Consider the following 25,195-nt stretch of genomic DNA (forward strand, 5'->3'; position numbering starts at 1 on the left):
CCCTTTACTTCGCTGCGTTGGCGAGCTCGGCGGCCTTATCGGCGCCCTCGTCCATGGTGGCTGCCAGGGTAACCAGCGGGTGGTCGGCCTCGGCCAGGATGCGGCGGCCTTCCTCGACGTTGTTGCCGTCGAGGCGGACAACCAGCGGCTTGTTCGCGGAGTGGCCCAGCTCGGCCAGGGCACCGACGATGCCCTTGGCGACGGCGTCACAGGCGGTGATGCCGCCGAAGACGTTGACGAAAACGGACTTGACCTGCGGGTCCCCCAGGATAACGTCGAGGCCTGCTGCCATCACCTCGGCGGACGCTCCACCGCCGATGTCCAGGAAGTTGGCCGGCTTGACGTTGCCGTGGTTCTCGCCGGCGTAGGCAACGACGTCGAGCGTGGACATAACCAGTCCTGCGCCGTTGCCGATGATGCCCACGGAGCCGTCGAGCTTGACGTAGTTGAGGTCCTGCGCCTTGGCTTTGGCTTCGAGCGGATCAGCCGCGTCCTTGTCTTCAAGGGCCGCGTGCTTGGGGTGACGGAAGCCGGCGTTCTCGTCGAGGGAGACCTTGCCGTCCAGGGCAACGATGTCGCCGGCTCCGGTCAGCACCAGCGGGTTGACCTCCACAAGGGTGGCGTCTTCCTTTTTGAAGACATCCCAGAGCTTGAGGATGACGCCGGCGACTTTGCCGCGCAGTTCCTCGGCAAAACCTGCAGCGGCGACGATTTCGTCGGCCTTGGCCTGGTCGATGCCGACGGCCGGGTCGATCGAGATCTTGGCCAGGGCGTCGGGGCGCTCAACGGCGAGCTGCTCGATTTCCATGCCGCCTTCTACCGAGCACATGGCCAGGTAGTTGCGGTTGGCCCGGTCCAGCAGGACAGAGAAGTAGTATTCCTCGGCGATGTCAGCGCCTTGGGCGATCATCACGCGGTGAACGGTGTGGCCCTTGATGTCCATGCCGAGGATGTTGGTGGAGTGTTCAAACGCCTCGTCAGCGGTCTTAGCGACCTTAACGCCGCCGGCCTTGCCGCGGCCTCCGGCCTTGACCTGCGCCTTTACGACAGTTACGCCGCCGATTTTCTCGGCAGCTGCCTTTGCTTCTTCAGGGGTATGCGCCACGATGCCAGCAAGCACGGGTACACCGTGCGCCTCGAACATATCGCGCGCCTGGTATTCAAACAGGTCCACGGTTTAGTGTCCTTCTACGTCGAAGTAGTTTCTGTACAGCCGGACCCCACGTTATCGCGGTTACCGGGCTGCGGAATAAACGCACCCTGCGACTAGCTTGGAAACGAGCCACACGGCGCAATGCTCCTCTCGAACTGTAGCCCTTCCTGGGAAGCAGCCCGCCCCAGAGTACCCCTTATGTGAGTAAGGACACTATTCTATGGAGCGTAGAAAAACCCCTAGATTACGGGGTTTTTGGGGCTTCAAAGGGCCCCTGCGAGCCTTGTTTGCCGGCGTTGTGGATCAGTTCGTAATGGTCGCGCGACACAAAAAAGGCGACGCCGGCTGAGACGTTTCCGCAGGCGACACCGCCGTTGTAGGCCGAGCATCGCAGCCCGTTGCGCTCCAGGTTCTTGCCCTCGTCGAGGACGGGAAGCTCGGAGATGGGACCGGTGTGGGTTCCGCGGGGGCCGAACTCCGCTTCCTGCTCGGTGACACCGGATCGGCATTCGCCGTAGACCGCGCGCCCCGGGGTGAGCAACGCGACGCCGCCGAGGAAGCCGAGCCCGGTTCCGCCGCAGGTATCCGAAATGTCCGTGGCCTCCGGAGCGGGGTAGGAAGCCAGCTCACAGTGCGCCACCGGGACGGTGGCCAGCTTGTTGTTGGCGCTGTCCGCGTAGCCGTTCTGCTCATACGGCAGGTTCACGTGCTCGCCCCTGGCCGAGGTCAGGGAGCAGACCACGTTTCGGTCTGCCGAGACGAAGCTGAGGAGGTCCTGGCCGACGGCGTACTTCGACGCATCGGCGAGCGGGGCCTGTTTGAGCTGCTCCAGAACTGCCAGCGGCGCGGGCGGGACGTAGTCCGGGTCCTTCTGCGTGACGGTACACGCCGTGGCTGCCACGAGGGTAAGGCCGGCCGTGATCCCCAACAGTGTCCGTCGTATGAACTCCATAATGCCTAGGCGTCGCTCTTCGTCAGCGGGGCGTAACGGAGCAGGAGCCGTTTTTCACCGATGCTGAACTTCACCTTCGCGACGGTCTTGTCCCCCGAGCCTTCGACGGCCAGCACGGTGCCGTTGCCGAAGCTCGTGTGGTTGACCTTGTCGCCCACACCCACAGCGACGATTTCCTTCTGCGGCTGCACCCGGTTTTTGACAATGGCCGCCGGAACGTCCGCGTTGAAACCCGCTGAGGTACTTGCGTCGGCCCCGCGTGCGGTGCCGGCACCCCAGAATGAGCCACCGTAGCGGCTTGAGCCGACGGTTGCGCCGCTGCCCCAGCCGCCGGATTGGCGGGTAGAGCCTTCACGCTTCCACTCCACCAAGTCGGCCGGGATTTCTTCGATGAACTGGCTGGCGGGGTTGTACTGGCTCTGGCCCCACATGCTGCGGACCTCGGACCGGGTCAGGTACAGGCGTTTGCGCGCCCGGGTCAGGCCAACGTAGGCCAGCCGGCGTTCTTCGGCCAGTTCCTTGGGGTCGGTGGCAGAGCGCTGGTGCGGGAACAGCCCGTGTTCCATGCCGGTCAGGAACACCACCGGGAACTCCAGGCCCTTGGCGGTGTGCAGGGTCATCAGGGTGACAACTCCGAGCCGTTTGGCTTCCGCGACGGCGGCGGCCATCTGATCGGCGCTGCCCTCCGGCGCGTCCGGAATCTGGTCGGCGTCAGCGACGAGGGAGACCCCTTCCAGGAAGGCACCAAGCGAACCCTCAGGGTTGTCGCGTTCGTATTCACGCACGACGGCGACGAGTTCGGCGAGGTTTTCCACCCGCGACTCGTCCTGAGGGTCGCTGCTGGAGCGCAGGCCGGCGAGGTAGCCGGTCTGTTCCAGGACGGCTTCAAGTGCCGCGGCAGCACCGGAGCCGGACGCTACCTCGGCGAGGTCATCGAGGAGCTTTACGAAGCCCTGCACGGCGTTGACGGAGCGGGTGGCCATGCCGGGGGCCTCGTCGGCGCGGCGGGCGGCCGCCATAAAGGAGATTCGGTCGCGCTGGGCGAGGGATGCCACGGCACCCTCGGCCCGGTCGCCGATGCCGCGTTTTGGCTCGTTGAGGATCCGGCGCAGGTTGACGTCGTCATCCGGGTTGACCAGCACCCGCAGGTAGGCCAGAGCGTCCTTGATTTCCTTGCGCTCGTAGAACCGGGTGCCGCCGACCACCTTGTAGGGAAGTCCGACGCGGACCAGGACGTCTTCGATCGAGCGGGACTGGGCGTTGGTGCGGTAGAAGATCGCGACGTCGCCGGGGCGCAGATCGCCTTCATCCTGCAGCCGGTCGATTTCCTTGGCGATGAACTGGGCTTCGTCGTGTTCGTTCTCGCCGACATAGCCGACGATCTTCTCGCCGTCGCCCTCTGCCGTCCAGAGCCGCTTCTCCGGCCGATTGGGGTTGCGTGAGATGACCGAGTTGGCGGCGCTGAGGATGGTCTGGGTGGAGCGGTAGTTCTGCTCCAGCTTGATGGTGCGGGCGTCGGGGTAGTCCTTCTCGAACTCCACGATGTTGCGGATGTCGGCGCCGCGGAAGGCGTAGATGGACTGGTCCGAGTCGCCGACGACGGTCAGTTCGGCAGCGCCGGGGCCTTCGCCGACGATTCCGCGCACCAGGGCGTACTGGGCGTGGTTGGTGTCCTGGTATTCGTCTACGAGGACGTGCCGGAAGCGGCGCCGGTAGGACTCGGCGAGCGCAGGGAAGGCGCGGAACATATAGACCGTCTCTGCGATCAGGTCATCGAAATCCATGGCGTTGGCCTGGCGCAGCCGCTGGGTGTAGCCCTTAAAGACTTCGGCGACGGCCTGCTCGAAGGGGTCATTGTGATTGGCGCCGGAGGAGTAACTGTCCGCGTCGATGAGTTCGTTTTTGAGCGCCGAGATCTTGTGCTGGATGGCTTTGGGGGCAAAACGCTTGGGATCCAGGTCCAGGTTCTTGGCCACAAGTGTGACCAGCCGCAGCGAGTCGGCGGAATCGTAAATGGAGAAGTTGGAGTTCAATCCGACGTTTTTGGCTTCGCGGCGCAGGATCCGGACGCAGGAGGAGTGGAAGGTGGAAACCCACATCGTTTTGGCCCGGCCGCCAACCAGGGCTTCAACCCGCTCCCGCATTTCGGCGGCAGCTTTGTTGGTGAACGTGATGGCCAGGATCTCGCCGTGATGGGCGCGGCGGGTGGCGATCAGGTAGGCGATGCGGTTGCTGAGCACTCGGGTTTTACCCGAGCCGGCGCCGGCGACGATCAACAGGGCGCTGCCGGCGTGTTTTACGGCCTCTTCCTGCTGCGGGTTAAGTCCTTCAAGGAGCTCTGCCGGGCCGGGAAGCTGCCGGTGGTCTCCGTTTCCGTCTCCGGCGAAGTTGACGTGATGTTCACCGTTGAGCTTGGCACTTTCCGCGGGATCCCGCCCGGCCAGGCCCGTCCCGGCAGGCACTTTGGTGCCCGCCGCCGTCGTCGAGGCAGTAGCGAAGGGTCCGTCGGCGTAAGGGTCAAACAACATATCCATGGTGTTAACAAGTCTAGGCGGTGCCGCTGACACCGGCGTCCGCCCTGGCGGACATGCCCTCCCCTGCCCGCCAGCATTGGACATAACGCCACCATGTCCACACCACGCGCCCAACAATGAGCATGTCCACACCACGCGCCCAACAATGAGCATGTCCAACAGTCGTAGGAAAACCGCCCTGGCGGACATGCCCTCCCCTGCCCGCCAGCATTGGACATAGTGCCCCCATGTCCACACCACGCGCCGAACAATGAGCATGTCCTCCCGGCCCGGCAGCTACCAGACCGAGGCTATGACACGGCGCCGGATTCGAGGGCGGATCGGAGTTGGCGCACGGCCGTTGAACCGCCGGCGATGAACCAGTCCAATCCGTTGACCCGGACGACGTCGGCAGCGCCACCGGCCGCAAGGACAATTGCCTGGCCGGGTAGCCAATCCCACTCCGGACAGCTGTGCTGGAACCAGCAGCCCAGTTCGCCGTCGGCTACCCGGCTGAGGTCGCAGGAACCGGAGCCAAACATCCGCAGTGCGGCAGCTGAGGTCGCGGCGGCGTGCCACGGCATGGCGCACAGCGGGTCGGCCAGCCAGGTGGGGTGAATGTAGGTAGCAGCGCCAAGCTCGGAGAGCGGGGTGTCGGAGCGGCTGGCGCCGGGGACCCCACCGGGCCAAAAGGTAGTCAGCGGTTCACCGTTAAGCGTTGCCGGCCGCTCTCGTCCTCCGAGCCACAGCTTGTCCGCCTCCGGCTGGAAAATCCCGCCGAGCAGCACCCCGGAGGAATCCTTAAGCGCGATTGCAGAACACCAGTAGGTGGAGCCGTTCAGGAAGTTGTAGGTTCCGTCGACCGGGTCGATCACCCATGTCCTGCCGCTGGTACCCGCCACGGCCGAGCCCTCTTCGCCGAGGATGCCGTCGTCGGGACGGCAGCGCTGGAGCTGTTCGAGCACGTAGGCTTCGGCCGCGTGGTCCGCGGCCGTGACGACGTCGGAAACCGAGGTCTTTTGCCGGCCTTCCAGCCCGGCCTGGCGCATCAGCAGCGCGAGGTTTCCAGCCTCCCGCGCAAGAGCCTCGGCGAGCTGGTAGTCATCAAGTTCGGGATTGAGTTCAGCTGTACTGTGCCGGCCGAGCCGGTGTTTTCCTAGTTCGGTCACGCGCCCAGCCTATCGGTGGCCACTGGCACTGAACAGGCGGCGTGCCAGCCGAGCCGGCGGACCGTACTTTGCCCGGCGCCCGCTTGCGCAGTCATTCCGGGGCGATAATGGAGCCATGGCCAAGACACCCGCACAGCGAATAAAGAAACACGGCACCAACGCAGTCGTCCCCCAGCACCAGCTGCCGTCGGTGATCAACCCAAGCACCAGCCGGACTCCGCAGAAGGCGCAGAGCAACAGCACTCTGATCCTCATTGCCGGTGTTGTAGCGAGCCTTTTCCTCTTCTGGTACCTCCATCTCCTGACACTGAACCAGCTCACCCAGCTCAGCAATGGCCTCGCCATGCCAGACTCCCTGGTTGGGGGCTTCGACCAGGGGTTCGTGGAGCAATTGCGCGCCGCAATGGACGAGGACGCCCGCGGACAGCTGAACTACGTCCATAAGACGGCCGGCACACTCTTTCCGCTGATCTTCGGCTTCACCTGGCTGCTGCTCATTGGTACAAACGTGACCCGGAGAGGGCTGCGCTGGGCAATGTGGGCACTGCCAGTGCTTTTCGCCGCCGTCCGGCTGTGGGGCAACTCGGCCATAGACTCCATGATGTCCGCAGACACGCTCGACGCCGGCCAGGTGGCACTGGCCTCGAGCCTCACCGTCGCCGGCTGGGTGCTGTTGGTACTGAGCCTGGCGGCTGGAGTAGCTGCCGTGTTCCTGGTCCGTAAACGCGTTTCCGCACCCGCGCCAGCCGCGGGACATGTCCAGCCTTAGCCGACTCGGCCACGGGACATGTCCAGCCTTAGCCGACTCGGCCGCGGGACATGTCCAGCCTTAGCCGACTCGGCCGCGGGACATGTCCAGCCTTGCACCGGATCGCTGGGCACAATCGCACTATGTCCATTCGCGCTGGAACCGGGAGGGCATGTCCACCCGGGCAGCTGGATGGCCCGAGGGCGGGTTCACTCCTCGGCTGAGAGGAATCCGCGAGCGAGTTGGGCCCGCTGGGAGGCGCCCGCAGCTTCGAATTGATGGGCTGCCATCAGCAGGTTCTCGTTGGCCCTACCGGGCTGCGCGAGCGCAGCATGTGCCCGGCCCAGAAGCAGCCTGGCCTCGCCCACGATCTGCGGGAGGGTACTGTTCGCTTCCGCGCAAACGCCCTCGAGGACGCCGATGGCTGCCGCCGGCTCCCCGGCAAGGTAACTCCAATGGCCGCGGTTGAGGCGGAGTAGCATATGGTCCTCGGCGGAGCCCCCAATAATGTCGGTGGCCAACTCGGCACGCTCAATGCAGCGTAGGGTGTCCGCATCCGCGATGTCGGCGGCAAGCCGCATCGCTGCCGACGCCTTGTTGAATTTCGCCCAGACATCCAGATTCCTGGCCGGCGAGAACGTGGCAGCCGCTCGTTCGTGGAAATCAAGTCCGTCCTGGATTTTGTTGCAGAGGAAGGCCACGTTGCCGATCACCCAATACGCCTTGCCAACCAGTTGATCGTCTACCTCGACGGAAATTGCGTCCGCCAAATTCAGGCATTCAGCCCAGGCTTCATCAAGCATCCCGCTGTCAGCCAACGCGCCAATGAGCGCTTGCAGGGCCTTGACGCGCATTTCGAGGTCGGCTTCATCCTGCATCAGGTCGGCGGCCAATCTGGCCTCCACCACCGCGCTCTCCAAGAGGCCCGAGCCTTGACCCGCCTTGGCTTTAAGAATATGAACCTGCGCCTTGGCCTGCGGGCTGATCAGCTCCGGCTGGAGAATCAGCGAATGCGCCACAGTCGTGCAATCTTCGAACTGGCCCGCCGCAAGCAGGCTCTCCGCCTGGAGAAACGTCATGTTCCACCACGATTCCGGGTCCCCGTCCCGGCGCGCAATCGTAGCCGCGGTGTGGGCGCTGGATGCAGCTTCGCCGAAAACGTGATTGTCCCAGCGCTCGCGCGCCTCAAGCTCGGCGGCGACGTATGCCGCGGAGACAGGGTTGTGTTGCATAAATCAATTATCCGTCGGCGAGGGCGTGCGTGTGACCAAAACGCGCAAGTATAGGAAACTAAGGATTGACAAAGGTTTCGCTCAAGTGCGCGCCGTTAGCACAAGATTCATTGCCGGCTCTCTTATTGTTCGCTGCTGGCGTGTCGTAACCCCTACAATCAAATTACGCACCATGAGTCCCATCAGCCCCTTGAACCTCAGGAGTTTCCATGAAGAAGCAGCTCGCAACATTCCTTGTCGCCGGCGCAGTGATCGCAGCAGGGCTGTCCGCCGGCACCGTGGTTTCGGCAGCCGGCAGCAATTCCGCCCAAGACTCCACTGTCGCCGCGAAATCGAACACCACAAGCCCGCAGGTGGGTTGGTGGCCGAACACCACAAGCCCGCAGGTCGGCTGGTGGCCGAACGGCAACACCCCCTCCGCCGCCGCGAAATCGAACACCACAAGCCCGCAGGTCGGCTGGTGGCCGAACACCACAAGCCCGCAGGTCGGCTGGTGGCCGAACGGCACGTCAGGCGTCTAGGACCCCAGTCCGGGTCAATGCAACATCGCGCGGTGGTACCGGGATCGTCTCCGGTACCACCGTTCCTGGCTTAACGCCTCCCGGCACCGGCCAACCGGCAGCTACTCGGGCAGCTCAATCAGCGGCTCGAGTTGCGCCGCAGGCACCGGGCGGCTAAAGAAGTAGCCCTGACCACTGGCACAACCCAGCGCGGTGAGGATCTCCGCTTGCTTCGCCGTCTCGATTCCCTCGGCAACAGCCTTGAGGCCGCAGGCATGGATGAGGTGCAACACGGCACCTACAAAGCTCCCCTGTTCCTCGTCCTCCCCCAGCCCGTCGATCAGGCTCTTATCGATCTTGACGACGTTGACGGGCAGCTTCCGCAGATAGCTGATGGAAGAGTAGCCGGTACCGAAATCGTCGATCTCAAGCTGCACGCCGAGCCGGCGCAGCCCGCTCAGTGAGTATTTGTCCACGTCCCCGCCGTTGACCGCCATGGACTCGGTCAGTTCCACGATGAGGTTCGCGGCATCCACACCCGTCTCGCGGAGAATGTCGCGGACATGTTCAATAAGCTCCAGATTCTGGAGCTCCGTGGTGGAGATATTTACCCTGACGTTGAAACTGCTGTCCAAGTTCAGATTCTGTTGCCAGTCCCGCAACTGCTGCACGGCGTGCCGAAGTACCCAACGGCCCAGATCGACAATCATGCCCGTCTCTTCGGCCAGCGGAATGAACTGATCCGGCATCAGGAGCCCTCGCTCCGGATGGTTCCACCGCACCAGCGCTTCGACGCCTTCGATCCTTCCGGTAGCGAGCTCCACCACGGGCTGGTAGTGGAGAGTGAGCTGATCCTTGAGGATGGCCTCGCGCATTTCTGTGATCATGACGCTTTGCAGCCGCCGGGCGTAGAGCAACGCCGGTTCAAACACCTTGATACTGCTGTGCGGCTGGGCCTTGGCCGCGTACATCGCGGTGTCCGCCTCCATGACCAGCTCGTCCACTGACTGGCCAGGTTCGGCGACCCGCAGTCCGATGCTGGTGCCGCAGGTGACCCGCAAATCCCCGACTTCAAGGCTCTCACTGAGCGCCTTGAGAATCCGGTTGGCTACCCGCCGGGCCCGAACGAGTGTTGATTTGGGCAGCATAATCGCGAACTCGTCGCCGCCGAGTCGCGCCACAGTGTCCGTTTCCCGAACGGCTTTTTGCAACCGGCGTGCAATCAGCCGCAGAACGTCGTCTCCGGCACTGTGACCGAGCGTGTCGTTAATGCCTTTGAAGGAATCAAGGTCAAGAATCAGAAGCGCCGGCGGTTGTTCTCCACGGGTCGTCTCAGCGAGCGCATGGCTCAGGACCGAGTTAAGCGCCGTCCGGTTCGCGAGTTGGGTCAGCGGATCGGTCAGGGCCATCCGCTCCAGCTCGCCCTGGGCGTCCCGAAGCATCGCCGTCCGGCTTTCGACGCGTTCCTCGAGTTCCTGGTAGATGGTCTGCAGGTCATCAGCCATCAGGTTAATTCCGGCGATGACCGCGGCGACGTCATCCCTGGCGCCGGAGTGCGGAATCCTGGTACTCAGGTCCCCTCCGGCGATCCGCACAATGCCCTCCACGAGGGTATGCAGCCGGGGGTCCGGCCGATCAGGCTTCACTGGTGAACTGCCCTAACCACTGGACGGCTTCGGCTTCGGACGTAAAGAACTCCGCCCGAATCGTCTCGCCCGGGGATCGGAGGAGATAGTGCGCAATGACCCGGTCCACGGGGCTTACCCCCACGACGGCGAACGCGGACGGAGCAATGGAGCTCGCGTAGATGTGCCGGGCCTCAACACTGACTCCCACCACACCCGTGATGACCAGCATCACCGGCATGCGCCGGCCGTTGGCCAGTCGCCGGGCCGCGGATCCGGCGACGCGCGCCTCGGCTCCGCCGATTTCCGCGTTCGCGGGAAGCACGATTTCGAGGATGCCGCCGTCGATGACGCGGACGCCGATCGGGGCACCCGCGGGCGCGGCCAACTCCGGAAGCTCGAGGACAGCGGGCTCAGGGGGAACCCGCTCCTCAGGCCCGGCCAGGGCGTCCAGGCTCAACGGACAGCAATTCGACGCCGGCGGTCCGTGGACCCGCGAAGGTCCCTGTTCAGCCGGCGGTCGCCATGGTAGAGAATGGACTCCCAGTCGACTTCCTCGGCTGACTTCTCAACCACAAGACTCTCCCCCGTATTCTTCGGCCGCGGACTGACATACAGCCAGTTGACCATACCGAGGAATACGTCCACCACGGAGTTGAACACTCCGATGTAGGCCCGGATTGCGCCGGCGGCCAAGACGGCGTTCAGCGAGGCGAAAGCCACGTTGCCCCAGTTTCCCAGTTGGGCATCACGCCAGACGGTCAGCAGGGAGAAGGCGACGATCGCGTAGGGCGTCAGTACATAGATGGCCGGAGCTGCCGTGCGGTCCTTGACCTTGGGCGTACGGGCGAACGGAATCTTGTCCCCGGTAACTGCCTGCTGCAGCGATTTGAGCACACCGGCGAGGTTCACCGGAAGCAGCACCAGGTTGAAGCCGTAGATCCGAAGGATGTCACTGAAGCGGTGCCCGCAGTCCCGCAGATCGCTGCCCATAGCCAGGAAGTAGGGCAGGGCCGCAAGGAAGACGATGGGGCTCAGCAGCCGGCTGTCGTAAGGATAGGCCAGCAGGAAAAGCAACCCGAAGCTCGCCCAGGCGATCGACGCCATGTAATTCACGCGCAGGAGCACTTCCCGGAACAGGATTTTGCGGCGGTCCGAGCGGCTCTGGAGGAGCTGGGCCCAGAGCTTGGGAAGGATCAGGAGTCCGCCGTTGGCCCAGCGGCGGCGCTGGACCACCAAGGAACCAAAGTCAGGTGGCGTGGCGCTGTAGCTGAGGCGCTCCGGGTAGTTCACCAGGGTCCAGCCGTGCTGGCCCAGGTCGATGCTGGACTCGGTGTCTTCGATGACCGTGCGGTCCTGGATATAGGTTCTGACTTCGAAGGCACCGTTGGTTTCCACCTCAACAATGTCCTCCAGGGCACGCTTGCGGATTACCGCGTTGGCGCCCACCCAGAAGGTGGCACCGTAGTAAGTCATGCCCTGGTGGAGGATGTGTTGCAGGTCTGTGGTGGCCCCCGCGACGCGTTCGATCCGGGTCGGTGCGCCGCGAAAGGAAGAGTACGGGGTCTGGGTCACGGCGACACGCTCGTTACCGGCTGATTCGAGGAAGTACACCAGGCGCAGGCAGTAGTCACGCAGCAGCAGCGAGTCGGCGTCGAGCGTCAGGAGATACGTTGTGTTCGGGAAATCCAGGATCCGGTCAGTTCCGTCAGGTTCGGCGCCGTCCTGGATCTTGCGCAGGACTACACCGTCGGCGGTGTCTTCCTCCCGCCAGGCCTGCCCCATCAGCGAGATATAGGCGTTCAGGTTCATGGCCTTGTTCGCCTCGTGTGAGAGGCTCGCGTACTTCTTGCGTTCGAACGTTTCGGTGGAAACGTTGAAGATCCACGTCAGGCGCAGGTACAGCTCTTCACGACGCGACCAGGTCGGCGCCGTCTGCTGCGCCATGGCCGCGTTCAGGCCCAACAGCACGAGCCGCAACTCACGGGCCAGCCCCATCAGGACAAGGTCGACGAAGAACTCATCAACGTGATCCTCGACCTGCTCGTTCGCTGCCATTGTTTCCAGCCAGTCAGCGGCAGCCTCGTACTCAGCTATGAGCAAAGCCAGCTCAGCGGAGTCGTCGGCACGATCCGCCGCGGCCCGGCGTCGGACGTCCGCCAGGGCGGCGTTGAACCGTCCCGCCGGGACGCTCATGGCTGCGGAAATTTCTGCGCTGAGGGCACGGGTCTTGTCGAGCTTGGCCAGGTCTGCCGGGTCCTGGGGGTTGGGCGGATCGTCGACCAGAAGGACAACCTTAAGGGCCGGAAATTCCTGTAACGCGGCGGACCACAGCGTTGCGCGCACCACCTGGGGTTCCTCGGCGTACGAGGGTACCAGAACCGTAATGCCGTCGGAGTAGTCCGAAAAATGGCGGTCCAGTTCTCCGCGCGGCACTCTTGTGTGGTCCCGGAATCGATAGAGGGCACCCTGACGGGCCATCAGGTACATTAGTGCCGAAAATGTCAGGAATGTTACGACCACCAGATACGAGACGGTCTCAATTTGAAACCTGAACCCGGCATTCGGGTTGTCGGCCAGTTCCCGCAGGATGGTTGAAATGACGTAGGTGACCCAGGCAAGCACTGTGGTGAGAATGCCCAAACGCCCGAGGATTATCTTCCGGCGCGATGGCCGCGGGTGAACAATCGAAAGCGGCTCGGAACGCTTTTCGGCACCCCATTGGCGGCGACGCACGGCACCTTTTTGCTCGCCGACGACGTTTTCCACGTCAAGGCGCGGCAACACTAGTTGATCAGACATTGGTCCCCATAGACTGAAAATAGGCGATTCGGCGTTCGCTTACGTCGAATAGCTCCCGGTGCACCGGAATGTTCCAGTGAGTGCCCTTATGATAATGCAAGGACAGACTGTCACCAGACATCAGACACCCCGGAATATCACGAATTGATCCCGATGGCCGGCGTGTGCCCGGCAGCTCAAAACAAAAGAATTGGGGGACCCTGTGTCCGCAAGATTTCCAGGCCGGAAATTATCGATCGTTCGGCTCGGCGTTCTCACCGGAGCCGTGGTGGCACTCACCGCCGGAGGAGTGACCGCGTGGGGCAACTTCAAGGACGTGACGGCGGCCCAGGCGATTCCGTCCATTTTCTCCGGATACGTGGACGTCACCGCGACTCCCCGCTACGCCTTTGAGGCTCCGGTATCCAAGGAAGCCGAGAAAGTCCTGCTGTCCTTTATTGTGGCGGACCCCGGTGACGCCTGCACCCCGAGCTGGGGCGCCGCGTACTCCCTCGATGAGGCAGGCTCTGCCCTGGACCTGGACCGCAGGGTGGCGCGGCTGCAGCAACTGGGCGGAAGCGTCGCTGTCTCCTTCGGCGGCCAGATCAACAACGAGCTGGCCACCGGGTGCACCGACGTGGCCAAACTCGAAGACGCGTACCGGAGTGTTGTGGACCGCTACAACGTCAGCAGGATCGATCTGGACATTGAAGGCGGGGCGCTCAGCGACACCGCGTCCCTGGACAGGCGCGCCTCGGCCATAGCAGCGCTCCAGAAGGACCGCCGCAGCAGCGGCAAGGACCTGGACTTCTGGCTGACCTTGCCCGCAGACCCGAACGGTTTGACGGCGGCCGGCAGCGACGCAGTACGCCGGACGATTGCCGGCGGCGGCGACCTGGCCGGCGTCAACATCATGACCATGGACTATGGCGGAAGCAGGCTCACGGACCGTTCAATGTTTGACAATGCCGTCTCGGCCGCCGAGGCCACCCACCGTCAGCTCGCCGGCCTGTACCGCGACGCCGGAATGGAGCTTGGCAGCGAAACAGTGTGGCGCAAGATCGGGCTCACCCCGATGATTGGCCAGAACGACGTCGCCGGCGAAATCTTCACGCTCAAGGACGCCGAGGAACTCAGTGCCTACGCGAGCACCAAGGGCGTCGGCCGGCTGTCAATGTGGTCCCTGAACCGCGATCGGACCTGCAGCCCCAACTACCCCGACGTCAAGCAGGTCTCCGATGGCTGCAGCGGCGTGGACCAGGGCTCCGCCAGTTACGCCACGATTCTTGGCTCCGGGGTGACAGGTACGGCCAGTCCCTCCGCTGTTCCGGCAACCTCCGCGCAATCCACCCGAGCCCCAGCCGCCACCGATAATCCGTCCACCAGCCCCTATCCGATCTGGAACGAAACCGCCGCCTACACCACCGGCGAGCGGATCGTCTGGCACGCCAATGTTTACGAGGCCAAGTGGTGGACCCGCGCGGAGACCCCGGACGATCCGGTACTCCGGGGTGCCGCAACACCGTGGCGCATCATCGGCCCGGTCCTGCCTGGCGATCGGCCGACCCCGCAGCTCACCGCCCCGGCCGGGACGGCCCCGCAGTGGGAACCCGCCAAGATCTACCGGAAGGGTGACCGGGTGTTCTTCGAGGGCCGGGTCTTCGAAGCAAAGTGGTGGACCCAGACGAACAGCCCCGAGGCCGCCCTCCAGGGTGGGCCGGAATCACCGTGGACCAAACTCAGCGATGAGGAGCTGTTGAAGCTCATCGCTGCCGCGACGCCCTCCCCGACAGCGTCCGTTTCCCCCTGACCGGCCCCGGGCGCCCACAAGGGCGCCGGGGACCGGTCATCGGGCCGAGGCTCTCGCCGGACCCCGGCCGCACGGGCCGGGGCCTGAGCCCCGGGGTCCCGGAGACCGGAGACCCGGGACCCGGGACCCGGGACCCGGGACCGGAGACCCGGGCGGGACCGGAGAGTTTAGCGAGCCAACGCTGACCTCTTCGGTTTAGCTGCGGAACGCTGCTCCCCCATCCGCTGGGCGACCACGAGGCCTGCGGTGGCCATCCCCACGGTGATCGGATAGCCCATCAGCCGCTCCAGGGTCCCGGGCTCCGGCACCTCCATCCCGGTCACACCACCGGCGATGAGCGCTCCCAGTGATGCCAGCCCGCAGGCAAGAATGATCCAAGCCAACGGGGTTTGCCCGCGCCACAGCCAGCCCAGCACCAGCAACGCCAGGCCGCCGGCGGCGAAATACGCCACAGCGCCCGCCACATGCCACGCGGAGCCGGCGTCCTCGGGCACAAGGCCAACAATTACGGTCCCGGCTCCCCCGGCCAGCATCAAAACGCGAACAGCCGTTGCGGCCGCCCATGGGCTCCAGAGGCCGGCACGCGGGCCCATCGGCGCCCCGGGCCGCGCAGCCGTGCACAGCAGTGCCCCGGTGAGCAGCAGCGCGCCGACCATCATGCCAACGCCCTGGACCACAAAGGAGGCGTTCATCAGCCCGTGGGCCGGCGAGCAGACGTCCCTGCCGTTGAAGACCCCGCAGTCCAGGGCCCCCAGATCGCTGATGTATCCGGTCCGGCGGCTGTACGGCTGCGGGCCCGTCCAGGCACCGATGACGGCGGCCTCTGCCACAAAGTACTGCAGCACGCTAAGCAGCGCCAGTGCGCCCGCGTAGAACCGGGTGGACGGCAGGTTCGGAATTGTGACAATGTCCATGGACGGCGAATTAGCGGCTGCGGTCATGCCAAGAGCGTAGTACGGCGCCGCACCTTGTATGCTTATATCCGTGTCCGAACGGGCCGGCCCCGGCCGGCCGGCACGGATGCCCGCCCTCGTAGCTCAGTGGATAGAGCACGGCTCTCCTAAAGCCGGTGTCGTTGGTTCGATTCCAATCGAGGGCACTTGAACCCCCCATCCCTGCGCCAGGCGCCCTGCTTTGATCTCCGGGCCTATCTCCTGGGCAGCTGGACCGTAGAGCGATCCCTGCTGGACAGGTCCAACGGCACCCGCGGTACATTCACCGGCGTCGTCAGCTTCAAGGGCAGCGGAGACGGCGGCGGCCTCCGGTTCCGCGAAGAGGGGACCGCCGTATGGGCCTCCGCCGGCCACGGGCCCTTCAGCGGTAAGGCCAGCCGGGAGTACCTGCTGCGGCGCACGGGCACCCCGGACACGATGGACATGTTTTTCCCGGACGGCCGTCCGTTCCACCGGATGGGCTTCGGCCCCCAGACCAGCCGGGACCAGCACTGGTGCGACCCGGACCGGTACCGCGTGAGCTACAGCAAAGGCGGCCCGGACGATTTCTCTTACCAATGGGATATCACCGGGCCAGCCAAGGACCAACGGCTCGTCTCGGTTCTGCGCCGCATTCCGGGCTCCGCCTGATGAACCCGCTCATTGTTGTCTCCGCAGTCTGTGTCTTCGACGAGGCAGGACGCCTGCTCACCGTCCGCAAACGGGGCACGGACAAGTTCATGCATCCCGGCGGCAAACCCGAACCCGGGGAGACGCCAGCCCAGACCGCGGCCCGGGAACTGGCCGAAGAGGTGGGGATCGTCCTGGCCGCCGAGGAACTGGTCTTGCTGGGAATCTGGTTCGCGGACGCCGCGAACGAGGCCGCGACGCAGATCCGGGCCACGGTCTATACGGCTCCGGGGACCTGGAGCGCCCAGCCATCCGCGGAAATCGCCGAGATCCGCTGGCTGGACCTCGGGGCAGAGCTACCGGGCGATCTCGCCCCGCTGCTCACCGACCACGTGCTGCCCGCCCTCCTGGTCCAGCCGGACTAGACGCCGGGAACGGCCTCTTCCGCCACGGCGCTGGCCTCGGCGAACTGCGTCCGGTACAGCTCGGCGTAACGGCCATCGGCAGCCAGCAGCTTGGTGTGTGTGCCCCGTTCCACAATCCTGCCGTCCTCGACCACCAGGATGGCGTCGGCCGCCCGGATGGTCGACAGCCGGTGCGCGATCACAACGGCTGTTCTGCCCTCGAGCGCGGCACCCAGCGCCTCCTGGACCGCGGCCTCGTTTGTGGAGTCCAGGGCCGCGGTGGCTTCGTCCAGGATTACGACGCGCGGCTGGGCAATAAGCAGCCGGGCGATCGTGAGCCGCTGGCGTTCGCCGCCCGAGAGCCGGTAGCCGCGTTCGCCCACCACGGTATCCAGGCCGTCCGGGAGGGAACGGATCATGTCTTCGAGCCGGGCCTGCCGCAGCACGTCCCACATCAGCTCGTCGCTGGCTTCCGGGCGGGCCAGCCGCAGGTTGGACGCAATACTCTCGTGAAACAGGTGCCCGTCCTGGGTCACCATTCCGAGAGTCTGCCGCATGGAATCAAACGTGAGGTCACGGACGTCCACACCGGTGCCCGGGGCTGAGCCGCCAAAGCGCACGGCGCCGGAATCGACGTCGTACAGGCGCGACATTAGCTGCGCAATCGTGGACTTGCCGGCGCCCGAGGACCCAACAAGGGCAACGGTGTGCCCCGGTTCCACCCGGAAGCTGATCCCGTGCAGCACTTCTTCGCCGCCGCGGGTGTCGAGTGTGGACACATCCTCCAGAGATGCCAGGGAGACTTTGTCCGCGGCGGGATAAGAGAAGCGGACGTCATCGAACTCCACGGCGAGCGGACCGGCCGGGGACGACACCGCATCGGGTTTCTGCTGGATCAGCGGTTTGAGGTCCAGGATCTCAAAGACGCGCTCGAAGCTGACCAGGGCGCTCATGATCTCGACCCGGGCGTTGGAGAGTGCGGTGAGCGGAGCGTAAAGGCGGGTGAGCAGCAGGGCGAGCACCACGACGTCGCCCGCGGCAAGCTGCCCCTGCAGCGCCAGGAAGCCGCCGAGGCCGTAGACCAGTGCTAGGGCCAGGGCAGAGACGAGCGTCAAGGCAGTCACGAACGTAAACTGCAGCATGGCAGTGCGTACGCCGATGTCCCGGACCCGTCCCGCGCGGGACGCGAACTCGCGGGATTCCTCGTCGGGGCGGCCAAAAAGCTTCACCAGGGTAGCGCCCGGGGCGGAGAAGCGCTCCGTCATCTGGGTGCCCATCGAGGCGTTGTGCTCCGCCGCTTCTCGGCGCAGGTCGGCCAGCTTGGAGCCCATCCGGCGGGCCGGAATCAGGAAGATGGGCAGCAGGATCATGGCGAGCACTGTCACCAGCCAGGACTTCCCCAGCATCACCACCAGGGTCAAGACCAGGGCTACGACGTTGCTGACCACGCCGGACAGGGTACCGGCGAAGGCCGACTGGGCACCGATCACGTCGTTGTTCAGCCGGCTCACCAACGCCCCGGTACGGGTGCGTGTGAAGAAGGCGATCGGCATCTTCTGGACGTGGTCGAAGACCTTGGTGCGAAGGTCCACAATCACGCCTTCGCCGATGGTGGAGGACAGCCAGCGCGTGACCAGGCCCAATCCGGCCTCGGCAACCGCCACGATGGCGATCAGCACAGCCAGCCACACAACAGCCCCGGTAGCCGCGCCGGCGATTATCGCGTCAACCACCTGGCCTGCGAGGACCGGGGTGGCGACGGCCAACACGGCCATCACGACAGAGAGCAGCACAAAGGCAATCAGTCTGCGTTTGTGCGGTCGGGCGAAGCTGAACACACGCTTGAGCGTCTCCTTCGAAAACGGCTTGGAACCGCTCGAGGCGCGTGTGATGTTATAGAGGGAGCTCCAGGCTACCCGGTCCATGCTCATGTGTTTTTGCCTTTCGGGGCGGTGTGGCCCAGCAACGTCGTGACGACGCCGTTCTGCACGTTCCAGCGCGCGTCAAGGCGCACGTTTTCCAGCAGCCTGCGGTCGTGCGTGACCAGCAGCAGTGTGCCCGGATAGCTTTCCAGGGCTTCTTCGAGCTGTTCAATCGCGGGCAGGTCAAGGTGGTTGGTGGGCTCGTCGAGCACCAGCAGGTTCACGCCCCGCGCCTGCAGCAGGGCCAGCGCCGCCCGGGTTCGCTCCCCCGGCGACAACGAGTCCACCGGGCGCGCGGTGTGGTCGGCCTTGAGGCCGAACTTGGCCAGCAGGGTCCGGACTTCGGCCGGGGTCTGGTCCGGCAGTACCTCTTCGACTGCGTTTCCGAGCAGCAGCCCGCCGGCCAGCAGCCCGCGGGCCTGGTCAATCTCGCCGACGGCCACGGACGCGCCCATGGAAGCGTCACCGGAATCCGGCCGCTGGATGCCCAGCAGCAGGCGGAGCAGGGTGGACTTTCCGGCACCGTTGGGGCCGGTGATGCCGATCCGTTCCCCGGCGTTGAGCTGCAGATTCACCGGGCCAAGGGTGAAGTCCCCCTGATGCACAACGGCGTCGCGGAGGGTCGCCACAACGCCGCTGGAGCGGGGGGCCACCCCGATGCTGAACTGCAGCTGCCATTCCTTGCGGGGCTCTTCGACTTCTTCGAGCCTGGCGATGCGGGATTCCATCTGCCGGACCTTCTGGCCCTGCTTTTCGGAGGATTCGGTGCTGGCGGCGCGCCGGATCTTGTCATTGTCCGGGTTTTTCTTCATGGCGTTCCGGACGCCCTGGGAGCTCCATTCGCGCTGCGTCCGGGCCCGGGAGACAAGATCGGCCTTGGTGTTGGCAAATTCGGTGTACCGTTCCCGGGCGTGCCGGCGGGCGACGGCGCGTTCCTCAAGGTAGGCCTCGTAGCCGCCGTCGTAGACCGCTACGGAGTTTTGCGCAAGGTCCAGTTCGACGATTGTGGTGACGCAGCGGGCGAGGAACTCACGGTCGTGGGAGACCAGCACCACACCGCCTCGCAGGTCCTGCACAAAGGCCTCGAGCTTGGCCAGTCCATTGAGGTCCAGGTCATTGGTGGGTTCGTCCAGGAGCACGATGTCGAAGCGGCTGAGCAACAGGCCCGCGAGCGCCACGCGCGCCGCCTGGCCGCCGGAGAGTCCGGTCATTTCGGCGTCCGGCCCCACCTCGAGGCCGAGGTCCGCCAAAACCGCCGGGATCCGGTCTTCCAGGTCCGCTGCACCGGAGGCCATCCAACGGTCGAAAGCCACGGAGTAGGCGTCGTCGGAGCCGGGCGCGCCGGAGCCAAGCGCTTCGGCGGTGGACTCCATCTCGAGGGTGGCCTGGGCGCAGCCGGTGCGGCGTGCGATGTAGCCGGCCACCGTTTCACCGGCGAGGCGTTCGTGTTCCTGCGGCAGCCAGCCCACGAACGCGTCTGCCGGGGCCAGGCTGACGGTTCCCTCCTGCGGCTCGTCCACGCCGGCAAGAAGCCGGAGCAGCGTGGACTTGCCCGCGCCGTTGGCGCCCACAACGCCGACGACGTCGCCCGGCGCGACGGTGAGTGAAAGTTTGGCGAACAGGGTCCGGTGGTCGTGTCCACCGGAAAGGTCCTTGGCAACAAGGGTTGCAGTCATTGATCCATTCTCTCACCGCGGCCCACGCCAGCCAGCCACCGGGCGGGGGTTATCGGGTTATTTGCGCTCGCCCGCCGGCGGGCAGAAAAAGAACCCGCTGGTCCGGACTTGGGGGGTGTACGGACCAGCGGGTTCGAGCATTTAGCATAGTTGAATCAGCATCTCCGGTAAAATCAATGCAGTCCCGCACCAGCGAACTCCAAAAAAACCGCCCTTTCATTCGACTCTGCAGGAAGCCATAGATGCCCCTACCCGCCAAGGCGTTTCAACTCTGGCTCCACGTCGTTGCTCCCACCGCCAGCACTGCCGATATCTGCAGGATTGCCGGGATCAAGCGGACCACGCTCGCCCAGCAATTGGTGCGCGGAAAGGTCGCGGAAACCACTCTCGTCAGCATCAGCCGGGCGTTGCAGCGCAGCCCCTTGGAAGACCTCAGCTCCTTCGACAGCTACGGCGAGCTGGCCGGGCGGCCGCGGCCGCCCACCGCTGCTGAACTGGTCAGCCAGATATCCACGATGGACTTGCTGCGCTCCGTCATTTCCCGCTCCGCTCCGGCGTACGGCGGGTACGGGGACGAGGGCAGCTCATTGACGCCCGCGCTGGTCCCGACACCGCACGCCACCTCGGTCCGGAACTGGGTTGACGCGATCGACGACGGCGAATTGCGGCACCGGGTATCCGACGCTACCGGAGTGGCGCCGCAGAACTATTCGGCCCAGCTGACCGCCAACCGGCTCTCCCCGGAACTGGCGGTCGCGACTGCCCGCGCGGCCGGGGTAGGGTTCACCGGCGGTCTCGTCGCTACCGGCTTGATCACCGAGGCAGAAGCCGGCTGGGCCCCGCAAGCACGGCAGGGCGCGCTGGATGCCATCTCCGACGGCGAACTCACGGCGTTGGCCGGCGAGCGCCTGCAGTCCCTTGGCAGGACCCTGCGCCGCCAGGAACAGGAACACGAACAAACGAAAAAGATATGGGAGAACCTCGGATGATCGCGATGCTGCAGTGGACCACGCTGGCGGTCTGCGCTCTCGTCGCAATCGCCCGGATCCCGAGTGCGATCCGGGGGGAGAACAGATCGATGTTCTTCGTCTACGCCTTTATGACGGCCGCCATCCTCCTGAGCATCGATGCACCGTATCTTGCAGTGGATATGGTTTTGGGTGGCATAAACGTTGCCAACCTGCTGCTGCGCTTTATCATCTTCGGCACCGTCTTCGCACTTGGACTCAGGATCTCCCGGGGATTCGGCGCGGACGACGCCCTCCGGTTGCTGACCGGCCTGCCCGGAATCGCGTTTGCTGCAGCCGCGTCGGTGGCGGTGGTTGTGGTGTTCCTGATGATGGATACGGTTGGTTCGTCGGCCGGATTGATCGCGGTCTACGACAAGGACGCCTACAACGCGGCACTTGTGGAAATCTACGGAGCCGCCGGACGGCTCTACCCGGCGTACATCACGCTGGCGCTCTTCCCTGCCATGGTCCGGGCGGTCCGCAGCAGCATGCCCGGTCTCGTGCGGCTCGGCGCTGCGTTGCTGGCCCTTGGTTCCGTAGCTATTACCCTGAGCCTGCTCTCGCCGGTGATTCCAGAGTCGCTGGCGTACCTGCGGTTCATCTTCAGCTATACCGCTATCTTGAGCCTCGTACTGGGGCTCGCCTTGATCTGGCTCTCGAAGATTGCGGCCCTGAAATCCAGGACAGTGCATCCCCGCTTGACTGGATGAGGGCCGGCGGGCCGGGCAACAGGCGCCGGCTCCGATGCCGCCACCTGCTGTTTACGATCGCCATGCGGTTCCTGGTAATCCGAGGAGCTTCAGACCAAATCTGGTAACGCTTAGGCAACATTACCTAAGAACTCCCGCCAGGCATTCACAAAATCATTAGATCGTGAAAGAATCATGAATGTGTGAAAGTGGCCCAACTTCGTGAACGGCAAGAATCCGTGCGGAGTGGATGTGGCCGCCAGCGCACCATTGGGGGGATGAGTGGTAGCGGTCCGAGTGGACCGCTCCCACTCAGCCTGCTTAACGCCCCATATCCGGGTGGACAGCCAATCTCAGGCCGAGCTCAGCGGGCAAACCTCAACGTCACGAGCTGGAAGGGCCGCAGCTCCAGGTCCGCCGTGTTTGCCCCCAGGCTCACACCCGGGGCAACCACCTGACGCTCCAGCAAGTCAACGCTCTGGACGCCGCGGGCAGGGAACCTGGCCGTCACGAGTCCCGCGGACCGCTCCCCCAGCGATTCATAGACCCGCACAACCACGTCGCCGGAACCATCCTCCGCAAGCTTCAGGGCTTCCACAACCAGGGCCCGGTTAGAGACAGTTATAAGCGGTTCCACGCCGTGCGCGCCCCGAAGAATCCGCGGTGCCAGATTCGTGCGGTAGCCCTCTTCGACGGCGTCGGCAATGGCGGCGCCGGGTCGGATGGTGACGTTGAGTTCGTGCCGGCCCCTGTCCGCCGTCGGGTCCGGAAACCTGGGCGCGCGCAGCAGCGAGAGCCGCACTGTGGTGGTCGTCCCGCCGTCGGACTCCCGGATGCTGCGGGTCACGTCATGGCCGTACGTCGACGAGTTGGATATGGCCACCCCGTAGCCCGGCTCCCCGACGTGAATCCAGCGGTGGGCGCAGACCTCGAATTTCGCGGCTTCCCAGGATGTGTTGAGGTGGGTCGCGCGGAAGACGTGCCCGAACTGGGTTTCCGACGCCGACCGGTCCGCGCGGACATCAAGCGCGAACCCGAGCTTGAGCAGCTTTTCGCTTTCCTGCCAGTCAACCGCCGTCGAAATTGCCAACGAACCGGCGCCCGCCGCCAGCGAGATCCGTTGCGTGACGGAGGAGGAACCGGCCAGCCGCTCAACCACAACGACGGCGTCCCGTGCCCCCCTCTCCAGTGTCACCGACAACGCTTCCGTCAGCGGCAGGACGTTCCGGCGGTAGAACGCGTCAATGTCCCAGGCATCCCATTCGTTGGGGGTGTCCCGGTGCAGCTCAAGGAGGTTTCCGAACTGCCCGGGAACAATCGCCTCCCGCCCGCTGGTATGGTCGACCAGCGATTCGAGCAGGCCGTCGGCGTTGATGACGGCGCGGATGATTCCGTTATCCAGGATGTAGCCGCCGGCGGTTTCGCCGGCCAGGACAGGCTCTCCGGCGAAGACTGGTTCTGCCGCAGCCAGCGCGGGGACACCGTGCCGCCCGTGCGGGGCGGCGTTGAGCAGGAAGTCAGTGTCCCCCGCTCCCAGCACGGCCGCGGCCGCGTCGGCGATGATCGATTCGAGTTGCCGGCCGACGGCGGCGTAGTTCCGTTCGGCGTCCTGGTGCACCCAGGCGATGGAGCTGCCGGGGAGGATGTCATGGAACTGCTGCAGGAGCACCAGCCGCCAGAGCCGCTTGAGTTCTGCCGCCGGATAGGTATTCCCCGCGCGGATTGCTGCCGTGGCGCACCAGAGTTCAGCTTCCCGCAGGAGATGTTCGCTGCGCCGGTTGCCCAGTTTCGTTTTGGCCTGGCTGGTGTACGTGCCGCGGTGCAGTTCCAGGTACATCTCGCCGACCCAGACGGGGAGCGCCTCGTACTCGGCCTGGGCGCGGGCGAAGAAGCCGGCAGCCGACCCGAGTTCCACCTTCGGTGATCCTTCAAGGTCCGCGGTGCGTCGGGCAGCTGCCAGCATCTCGCGGGTCGGCCCGCCGCCGCCGTCGCCGTAGCCGAAGGGAACCAGCGAAGTGGTTCCGTGGCCGTGGTCCCGGTAGTTCCGCTCGGCGTGGGCAAGTTCCCTGCCGCTGAGTTCGGAGTTGTAGCTGTCCACCGGCGGGAAATGCGTAAAGAGCCGGGTGCCGTCGATCCCTTCCCAGTTGAAGGTGTGGTGCGGCATGCGGTTGACCTGGTTCCAGGAGATTTTCTGGGTCAGGAACCACTTGCTGCCCGCGGCTTTGACGATCTGCGGCATGGCAGCTGAATAGCCGAAGGTATCCGGCAGCCAGGCTTCCTGGCAGTCGACCCCGAACTCGGCCAGGAAGAAGCTCTTGCCTTCCAGGAACTGGCGGGCCATCGACTCGCCGCCGGGCATGTTGGTGTCCGACTCCACCCACATGCCGCCGACGGGAACGAACTGGCCCGCGGCCACCTTTTCCCGGATCCGCCCAAACAGTTCCGGATACAGCTCTTTGATCCAGGCGAGTTGCTGGGCCGACGAGCAGGAGAACACAAACCCTGGATCCTCGTCCATAAGTGCCACCACGTTGGCGAAGGTGCGGGCGCATTTGCGGATGGTTTCCCGGACCGGCCAGAGCCAGGCGGAGTCGATGTGCGCGTGTCCGGTCGCCAGAAGCCGGTGGGCCGAGGCATAGGCAGGCCGGGCAAGGACGTCGGCCACGGCCGCGCGCCCGGCCGCCGCTGTGCCCGGCACGTCGTCGGGATCCATCACGTCCAGCATCCGTTCGAACGCACGCAGGATTTCGTGCCGGCGGGGCAGTTCCATCGGCAGTTCGTGCATCAGGCCCCTGAGGGTCCAGATGTCCTGCTGCAGCTCCCAGACGGTCTGGTTGAGTTCTGCGATGACGATCCTGCCGAGCCGGTACTGCGGTTCGCTGCCCGAGGTCGCCTTGTCCCCGTAAGGGGTCGCCGCGAACGTCCACCCCTGCGAGAGATCAGGGTTCGCGGCCGCTTCGACATAGAAGTCGATGGCCATGCCACTGCCCAAAAGCTTCAGCGGAATGTACTGGTTCCGCGGGGAGATGGCCTTGACGATGGTTCCGTCCGGCCGCCAGGCGATTCCCTCACACTGGAAGCCGGGAAGATCGCCGTTGAAGCCCAGATCCACAAGTACTTCCACCGAGGTGTCATTTGCCGTGCCCCAGGCATCGGGAACGTCCCCCTGCAGCCGCAGCCACTTGGTGCTCCAGGGCTTGCCCCAGGCCGCTCCGGGCTCCTGCGGCGTGAACCGCTGCCGGAGCGCCTCCAGGGCCGGGACGGGTTCGTCCGGGACGTCCCAGCTGCTGAGGTTGAGCGGCACGCTGCGCGGATGGACCGCCGGTGCTATCCGTTCCCGGACAAATCGGTCCAGACGGACTTCCGTGAGGCGGCGGTCGTCGTGCAATGTGTTCCTCTTTGCGCTGGCATGGAGGACGCAAAAATGCGTCCATTCGATGGATAAAACC

General features: G+C 65.0%; 19 protein-coding genes and 1 tRNA gene. 8 read left to right on the plus strand and 12 right to left on the minus strand.

Going from position 1 to position 25,195, the window contains the following annotated elements; genetic code table 11:
* Positions 1-4 precede the first annotated feature (4 nt).
* The 4 genes from sucC to ABIB49_RS08165 form a co-directional block, all read right to left on the minus strand.
* A complete protein-coding gene (gene sucC / locus ABIB49_RS08150; RefSeq protein ID WP_282360094.1) occupies positions 5-1,174 on the minus strand; it encodes an ADP-forming succinate--CoA ligase subunit beta in 1,170 nt (389 codons plus the stop codon).
* A 223-nt stretch (positions 1,175-1,397) separates the two neighbouring features.
* On the minus strand, positions 1,398-2,105 hold the full coding sequence (locus tag ABIB49_RS08155) for a hypothetical protein (protein WP_226776409.1): 708 nt from the start codon (positions 2,103-2,105) through the stop codon (positions 1,398-1,400).
* Between the two features lie 5 nt (positions 2,106-2,110).
* Positions 2,111-4,633 carry a DNA helicase PcrA gene (gene pcrA, locus ABIB49_RS08160; RefSeq protein WP_502913782.1) on the minus strand — a complete coding sequence of 841 codons (2,523 nt, stop codon included), beginning with the start codon at positions 4,631-4,633 and terminating at the stop codon, positions 2,111-2,113.
* A gap of 296 nt (positions 4,634-4,929) precedes the next feature.
* Positions 4,930-5,787, minus strand: a complete 858-nt coding sequence (locus ABIB49_RS08165; RefSeq protein WP_282360091.1) for an inositol monophosphatase family protein — start codon at positions 5,785-5,787, stop codon at positions 4,930-4,932.
* Between the two features lie 115 nt (positions 5,788-5,902).
* On the opposite strand from ABIB49_RS08165, the gene ABIB49_RS08170 reads away from it, so the two are divergent.
* The gene (locus ABIB49_RS08170; RefSeq protein WP_354156921.1) at positions 5,903-6,556 is read left to right on the plus strand and encodes a hypothetical protein; all 654 of its coding nucleotides are present in this window, start codon (positions 5,903-5,905) and stop codon (positions 6,554-6,556) included.
* Between the two features lie 188 nt (positions 6,557-6,744).
* Here ABIB49_RS08170 and ABIB49_RS08175 read toward each other — a convergent pair whose 3' ends face one another.
* Positions 6,745-7,767 (minus strand): hypothetical protein, encoded by a 1,023-nt coding sequence (locus ABIB49_RS08175; RefSeq protein ID WP_282360089.1) that lies wholly within the window; start codon positions 7,765-7,767, stop codon positions 6,745-6,747.
* A gap of 209 nt (positions 7,768-7,976) precedes the next feature.
* Here ABIB49_RS08175 and ABIB49_RS08180 point away from each other — a divergent pair, with 209 nt between their 5' ends.
* The gene (locus ABIB49_RS08180) at positions 7,977-8,288 is read left to right on the plus strand and encodes a hypothetical protein (RefSeq protein ID WP_226776404.1); all 312 of its coding nucleotides are present in this window, start codon (positions 7,977-7,979) and stop codon (positions 8,286-8,288) included.
* A 101-nt stretch (positions 8,289-8,389) separates the two neighbouring features.
* Here the strand turns inward: ABIB49_RS08180 and ABIB49_RS08185 are convergent, their stop codons facing one another.
* The 3 genes from ABIB49_RS08185 to ABIB49_RS08195 are packed head-to-tail and all read right to left on the minus strand — an operon-like array spanning position 8,390 to position 12,694.
* Positions 8,390-9,913, minus strand: a complete 1,524-nt coding sequence (locus tag ABIB49_RS08185; protein ID WP_226776403.1) for a putative bifunctional diguanylate cyclase/phosphodiesterase — start codon at positions 9,911-9,913, stop codon at positions 8,390-8,392.
* Positions 9,903-10,352, minus strand: coding sequence for a DUF7793 family protein (locus tag ABIB49_RS08190; RefSeq protein ID WP_226776402.1), 450 nt, complete (start codon positions 10,350-10,352; stop codon positions 9,903-9,905). The genes ABIB49_RS08185 and ABIB49_RS08190 overlap by 11 nt, the downstream gene beginning before the upstream one ends.
* Complete coding sequence (locus tag ABIB49_RS08195) at positions 10,349-12,694, minus strand: glycosyltransferase family 2 protein (protein WP_226776401.1); 2,346 nt, start codon at positions 12,692-12,694, stop codon at positions 10,349-10,351. Before ABIB49_RS08195 ends, ABIB49_RS08190 begins: the two co-directional genes overlap by 4 nt.
* Positions 12,695-12,962: 268 nt before the next feature.
* On the opposite strand from ABIB49_RS08195, the gene ABIB49_RS08200 reads away from it, so the two are divergent.
* The gene (locus ABIB49_RS08200; RefSeq protein WP_354156922.1) at positions 12,963-14,483 is read left to right on the plus strand and encodes a chitinase; all 1,521 of its coding nucleotides are present in this window, start codon (positions 12,963-12,965) and stop codon (positions 14,481-14,483) included.
* 167 nt (positions 14,484-14,650) lie between these two features.
* On the opposite strand, the gene ABIB49_RS08205 is transcribed toward ABIB49_RS08200, so the two are convergent.
* Complete coding sequence (locus ABIB49_RS08205) at positions 14,651-15,424, minus strand: DUF998 domain-containing protein (protein ID WP_354156923.1); 774 nt, start codon at positions 15,422-15,424, stop codon at positions 14,651-14,653.
* Between the two features lie 85 nt (positions 15,425-15,509).
* Between ABIB49_RS08205 and ABIB49_RS08210 the strand changes: the two genes are divergently transcribed.
* The 3 genes from ABIB49_RS08210 (at position 15,510) to ABIB49_RS08220 (ending at position 16,470) form a co-directional block, all read left to right on the plus strand.
* Positions 15,510-15,582, plus strand: a tRNA-Arg gene (locus tag ABIB49_RS08210).
* A 1-nt stretch (position 15,583) separates the two neighbouring features.
* Positions 15,584-16,066: a DUF6314 family protein gene (locus ABIB49_RS08215; RefSeq protein WP_354156924.1), complete on the plus strand. Its 483-nt coding sequence runs from the start codon at positions 15,584-15,586 to the stop codon at positions 16,064-16,066.
* Positions 16,066-16,470, plus strand: a complete 405-nt coding sequence (locus tag ABIB49_RS08220) for an NUDIX hydrolase (protein ID WP_226776397.1) — start codon at positions 16,066-16,068, stop codon at positions 16,468-16,470. Before ABIB49_RS08215 ends, ABIB49_RS08220 begins: the two co-directional genes overlap by 1 nt.
* Here the strand turns inward: ABIB49_RS08220 and ABIB49_RS08225 are convergent.
* Together ABIB49_RS08225 and ABIB49_RS08230 are read right to left on the minus strand one after the other, a co-directional pair.
* Positions 16,467-18,380, minus strand: coding sequence for an ABC transporter ATP-binding protein (locus ABIB49_RS08225; protein WP_226776396.1), 1,914 nt, complete (start codon positions 18,378-18,380; stop codon positions 16,467-16,469). The genes ABIB49_RS08220 and ABIB49_RS08225 overlap by 4 nt on opposite strands.
* Entirely contained in the window at positions 18,377-20,047 is a 1,671-nt protein-coding gene (locus tag ABIB49_RS08230; RefSeq protein WP_354156925.1) for an ABC-F family ATP-binding cassette domain-containing protein, read from the minus strand. Before ABIB49_RS08230 ends, ABIB49_RS08225 begins: the two co-directional genes overlap by 4 nt.
* Before the next feature lie 242 nt (positions 20,048-20,289).
* On the opposite strand from ABIB49_RS08230, the gene ABIB49_RS08235 reads away from it, so the two are divergent.
* Positions 20,290-21,036 (plus strand): hypothetical protein, encoded by a 747-nt coding sequence (locus tag ABIB49_RS08235; protein WP_354156926.1) that lies wholly within the window; start codon positions 20,290-20,292, stop codon positions 21,034-21,036.
* A complete protein-coding gene (locus ABIB49_RS08240; RefSeq protein WP_354156927.1) occupies positions 21,018-21,767 on the plus strand; it encodes a hypothetical protein in 750 nt (249 codons plus the stop codon). The genes ABIB49_RS08235 and ABIB49_RS08240 overlap by 19 nt, the downstream gene beginning before the upstream one ends.
* Before the next feature lie 343 nt (positions 21,768-22,110).
* On the opposite strand, the gene ABIB49_RS08245 is transcribed toward ABIB49_RS08240, so the two are convergent.
* Positions 22,111-25,134: an alpha-mannosidase gene (locus ABIB49_RS08245; RefSeq protein ID WP_354156928.1), complete on the minus strand. Its 3,024-nt coding sequence runs from the start codon at positions 25,132-25,134 to the stop codon at positions 22,111-22,113.
* Between the last annotated feature and the right edge of the window lie 61 nt (positions 25,135-25,195).

This window comes from Arthrobacter sp. UYCu512, from assembly GCF_040547075.1.
Lineage (GTDB): Bacteria > Actinomycetota > Actinomycetes > Actinomycetales > Micrococcaceae > Arthrobacter.

Coding starts and splice junctions, on each gene's coding strand:
- ABIB49_RS08170 (WP_354156921.1), top strand. CDS start 5,903: ATGGCCAAGACACCCGCACAGCGAATAAAGAAACACGGCACCAACGCA.
- ABIB49_RS08195 (WP_226776401.1), bottom strand. CDS start 12,694: ATGTCTGATCAACTAGTGTTGCCGCGCCTTGACGTGGAAAACGTCGTC.
- ABIB49_RS08180 (WP_226776404.1), top strand. CDS start 7,977: ATGAAGAAGCAGCTCGCAACATTCCTTGTCGCCGGCGCAGTGATCGCA.
- ABIB49_RS08230 (WP_354156925.1), bottom strand. CDS start 20,047: ATGACTGCAACCCTTGTTGCCAAGGACCTTTCCGGTGGACACGACCAC.
- ABIB49_RS08205 (WP_354156923.1), bottom strand. CDS start 15,424: ATGACCGCAGCCGCTAATTCGCCGTCCATGGACATTGTCACAATTCCG.
- ABIB49_RS08235 (WP_354156926.1), top strand. CDS start 20,290: ATGCCCCTACCCGCCAAGGCGTTTCAACTCTGGCTCCACGTCGTTGCT.
- pcrA (WP_502913782.1), bottom strand. CDS start 4,633: ATGTTGTTTGACCCTTACGCCGACGGACCCTTCGCTACTGCCTCGACG.
- ABIB49_RS08175 (WP_282360089.1), bottom strand. CDS start 7,767: ATGCAACACAACCCTGTCTCCGCGGCATACGTCGCCGCCGAGCTTGAG.
- ABIB49_RS08240 (WP_354156927.1), top strand. CDS start 21,018: ATGGGAGAACCTCGGATGATCGCGATGCTGCAGTGGACCACGCTGGCG.
- ABIB49_RS08155 (WP_226776409.1), bottom strand. CDS start 2,105: ATGGAGTTCATACGACGGACACTGTTGGGGATCACGGCCGGCCTTACC.
- ABIB49_RS08220 (WP_226776397.1), top strand. CDS start 16,066: ATGAACCCGCTCATTGTTGTCTCCGCAGTCTGTGTCTTCGACGAGGCA.
- ABIB49_RS08225 (WP_226776396.1), bottom strand. CDS start 18,380: ATGAGCATGGACCGGGTAGCCTGGAGCTCCCTCTATAACATCACACGC.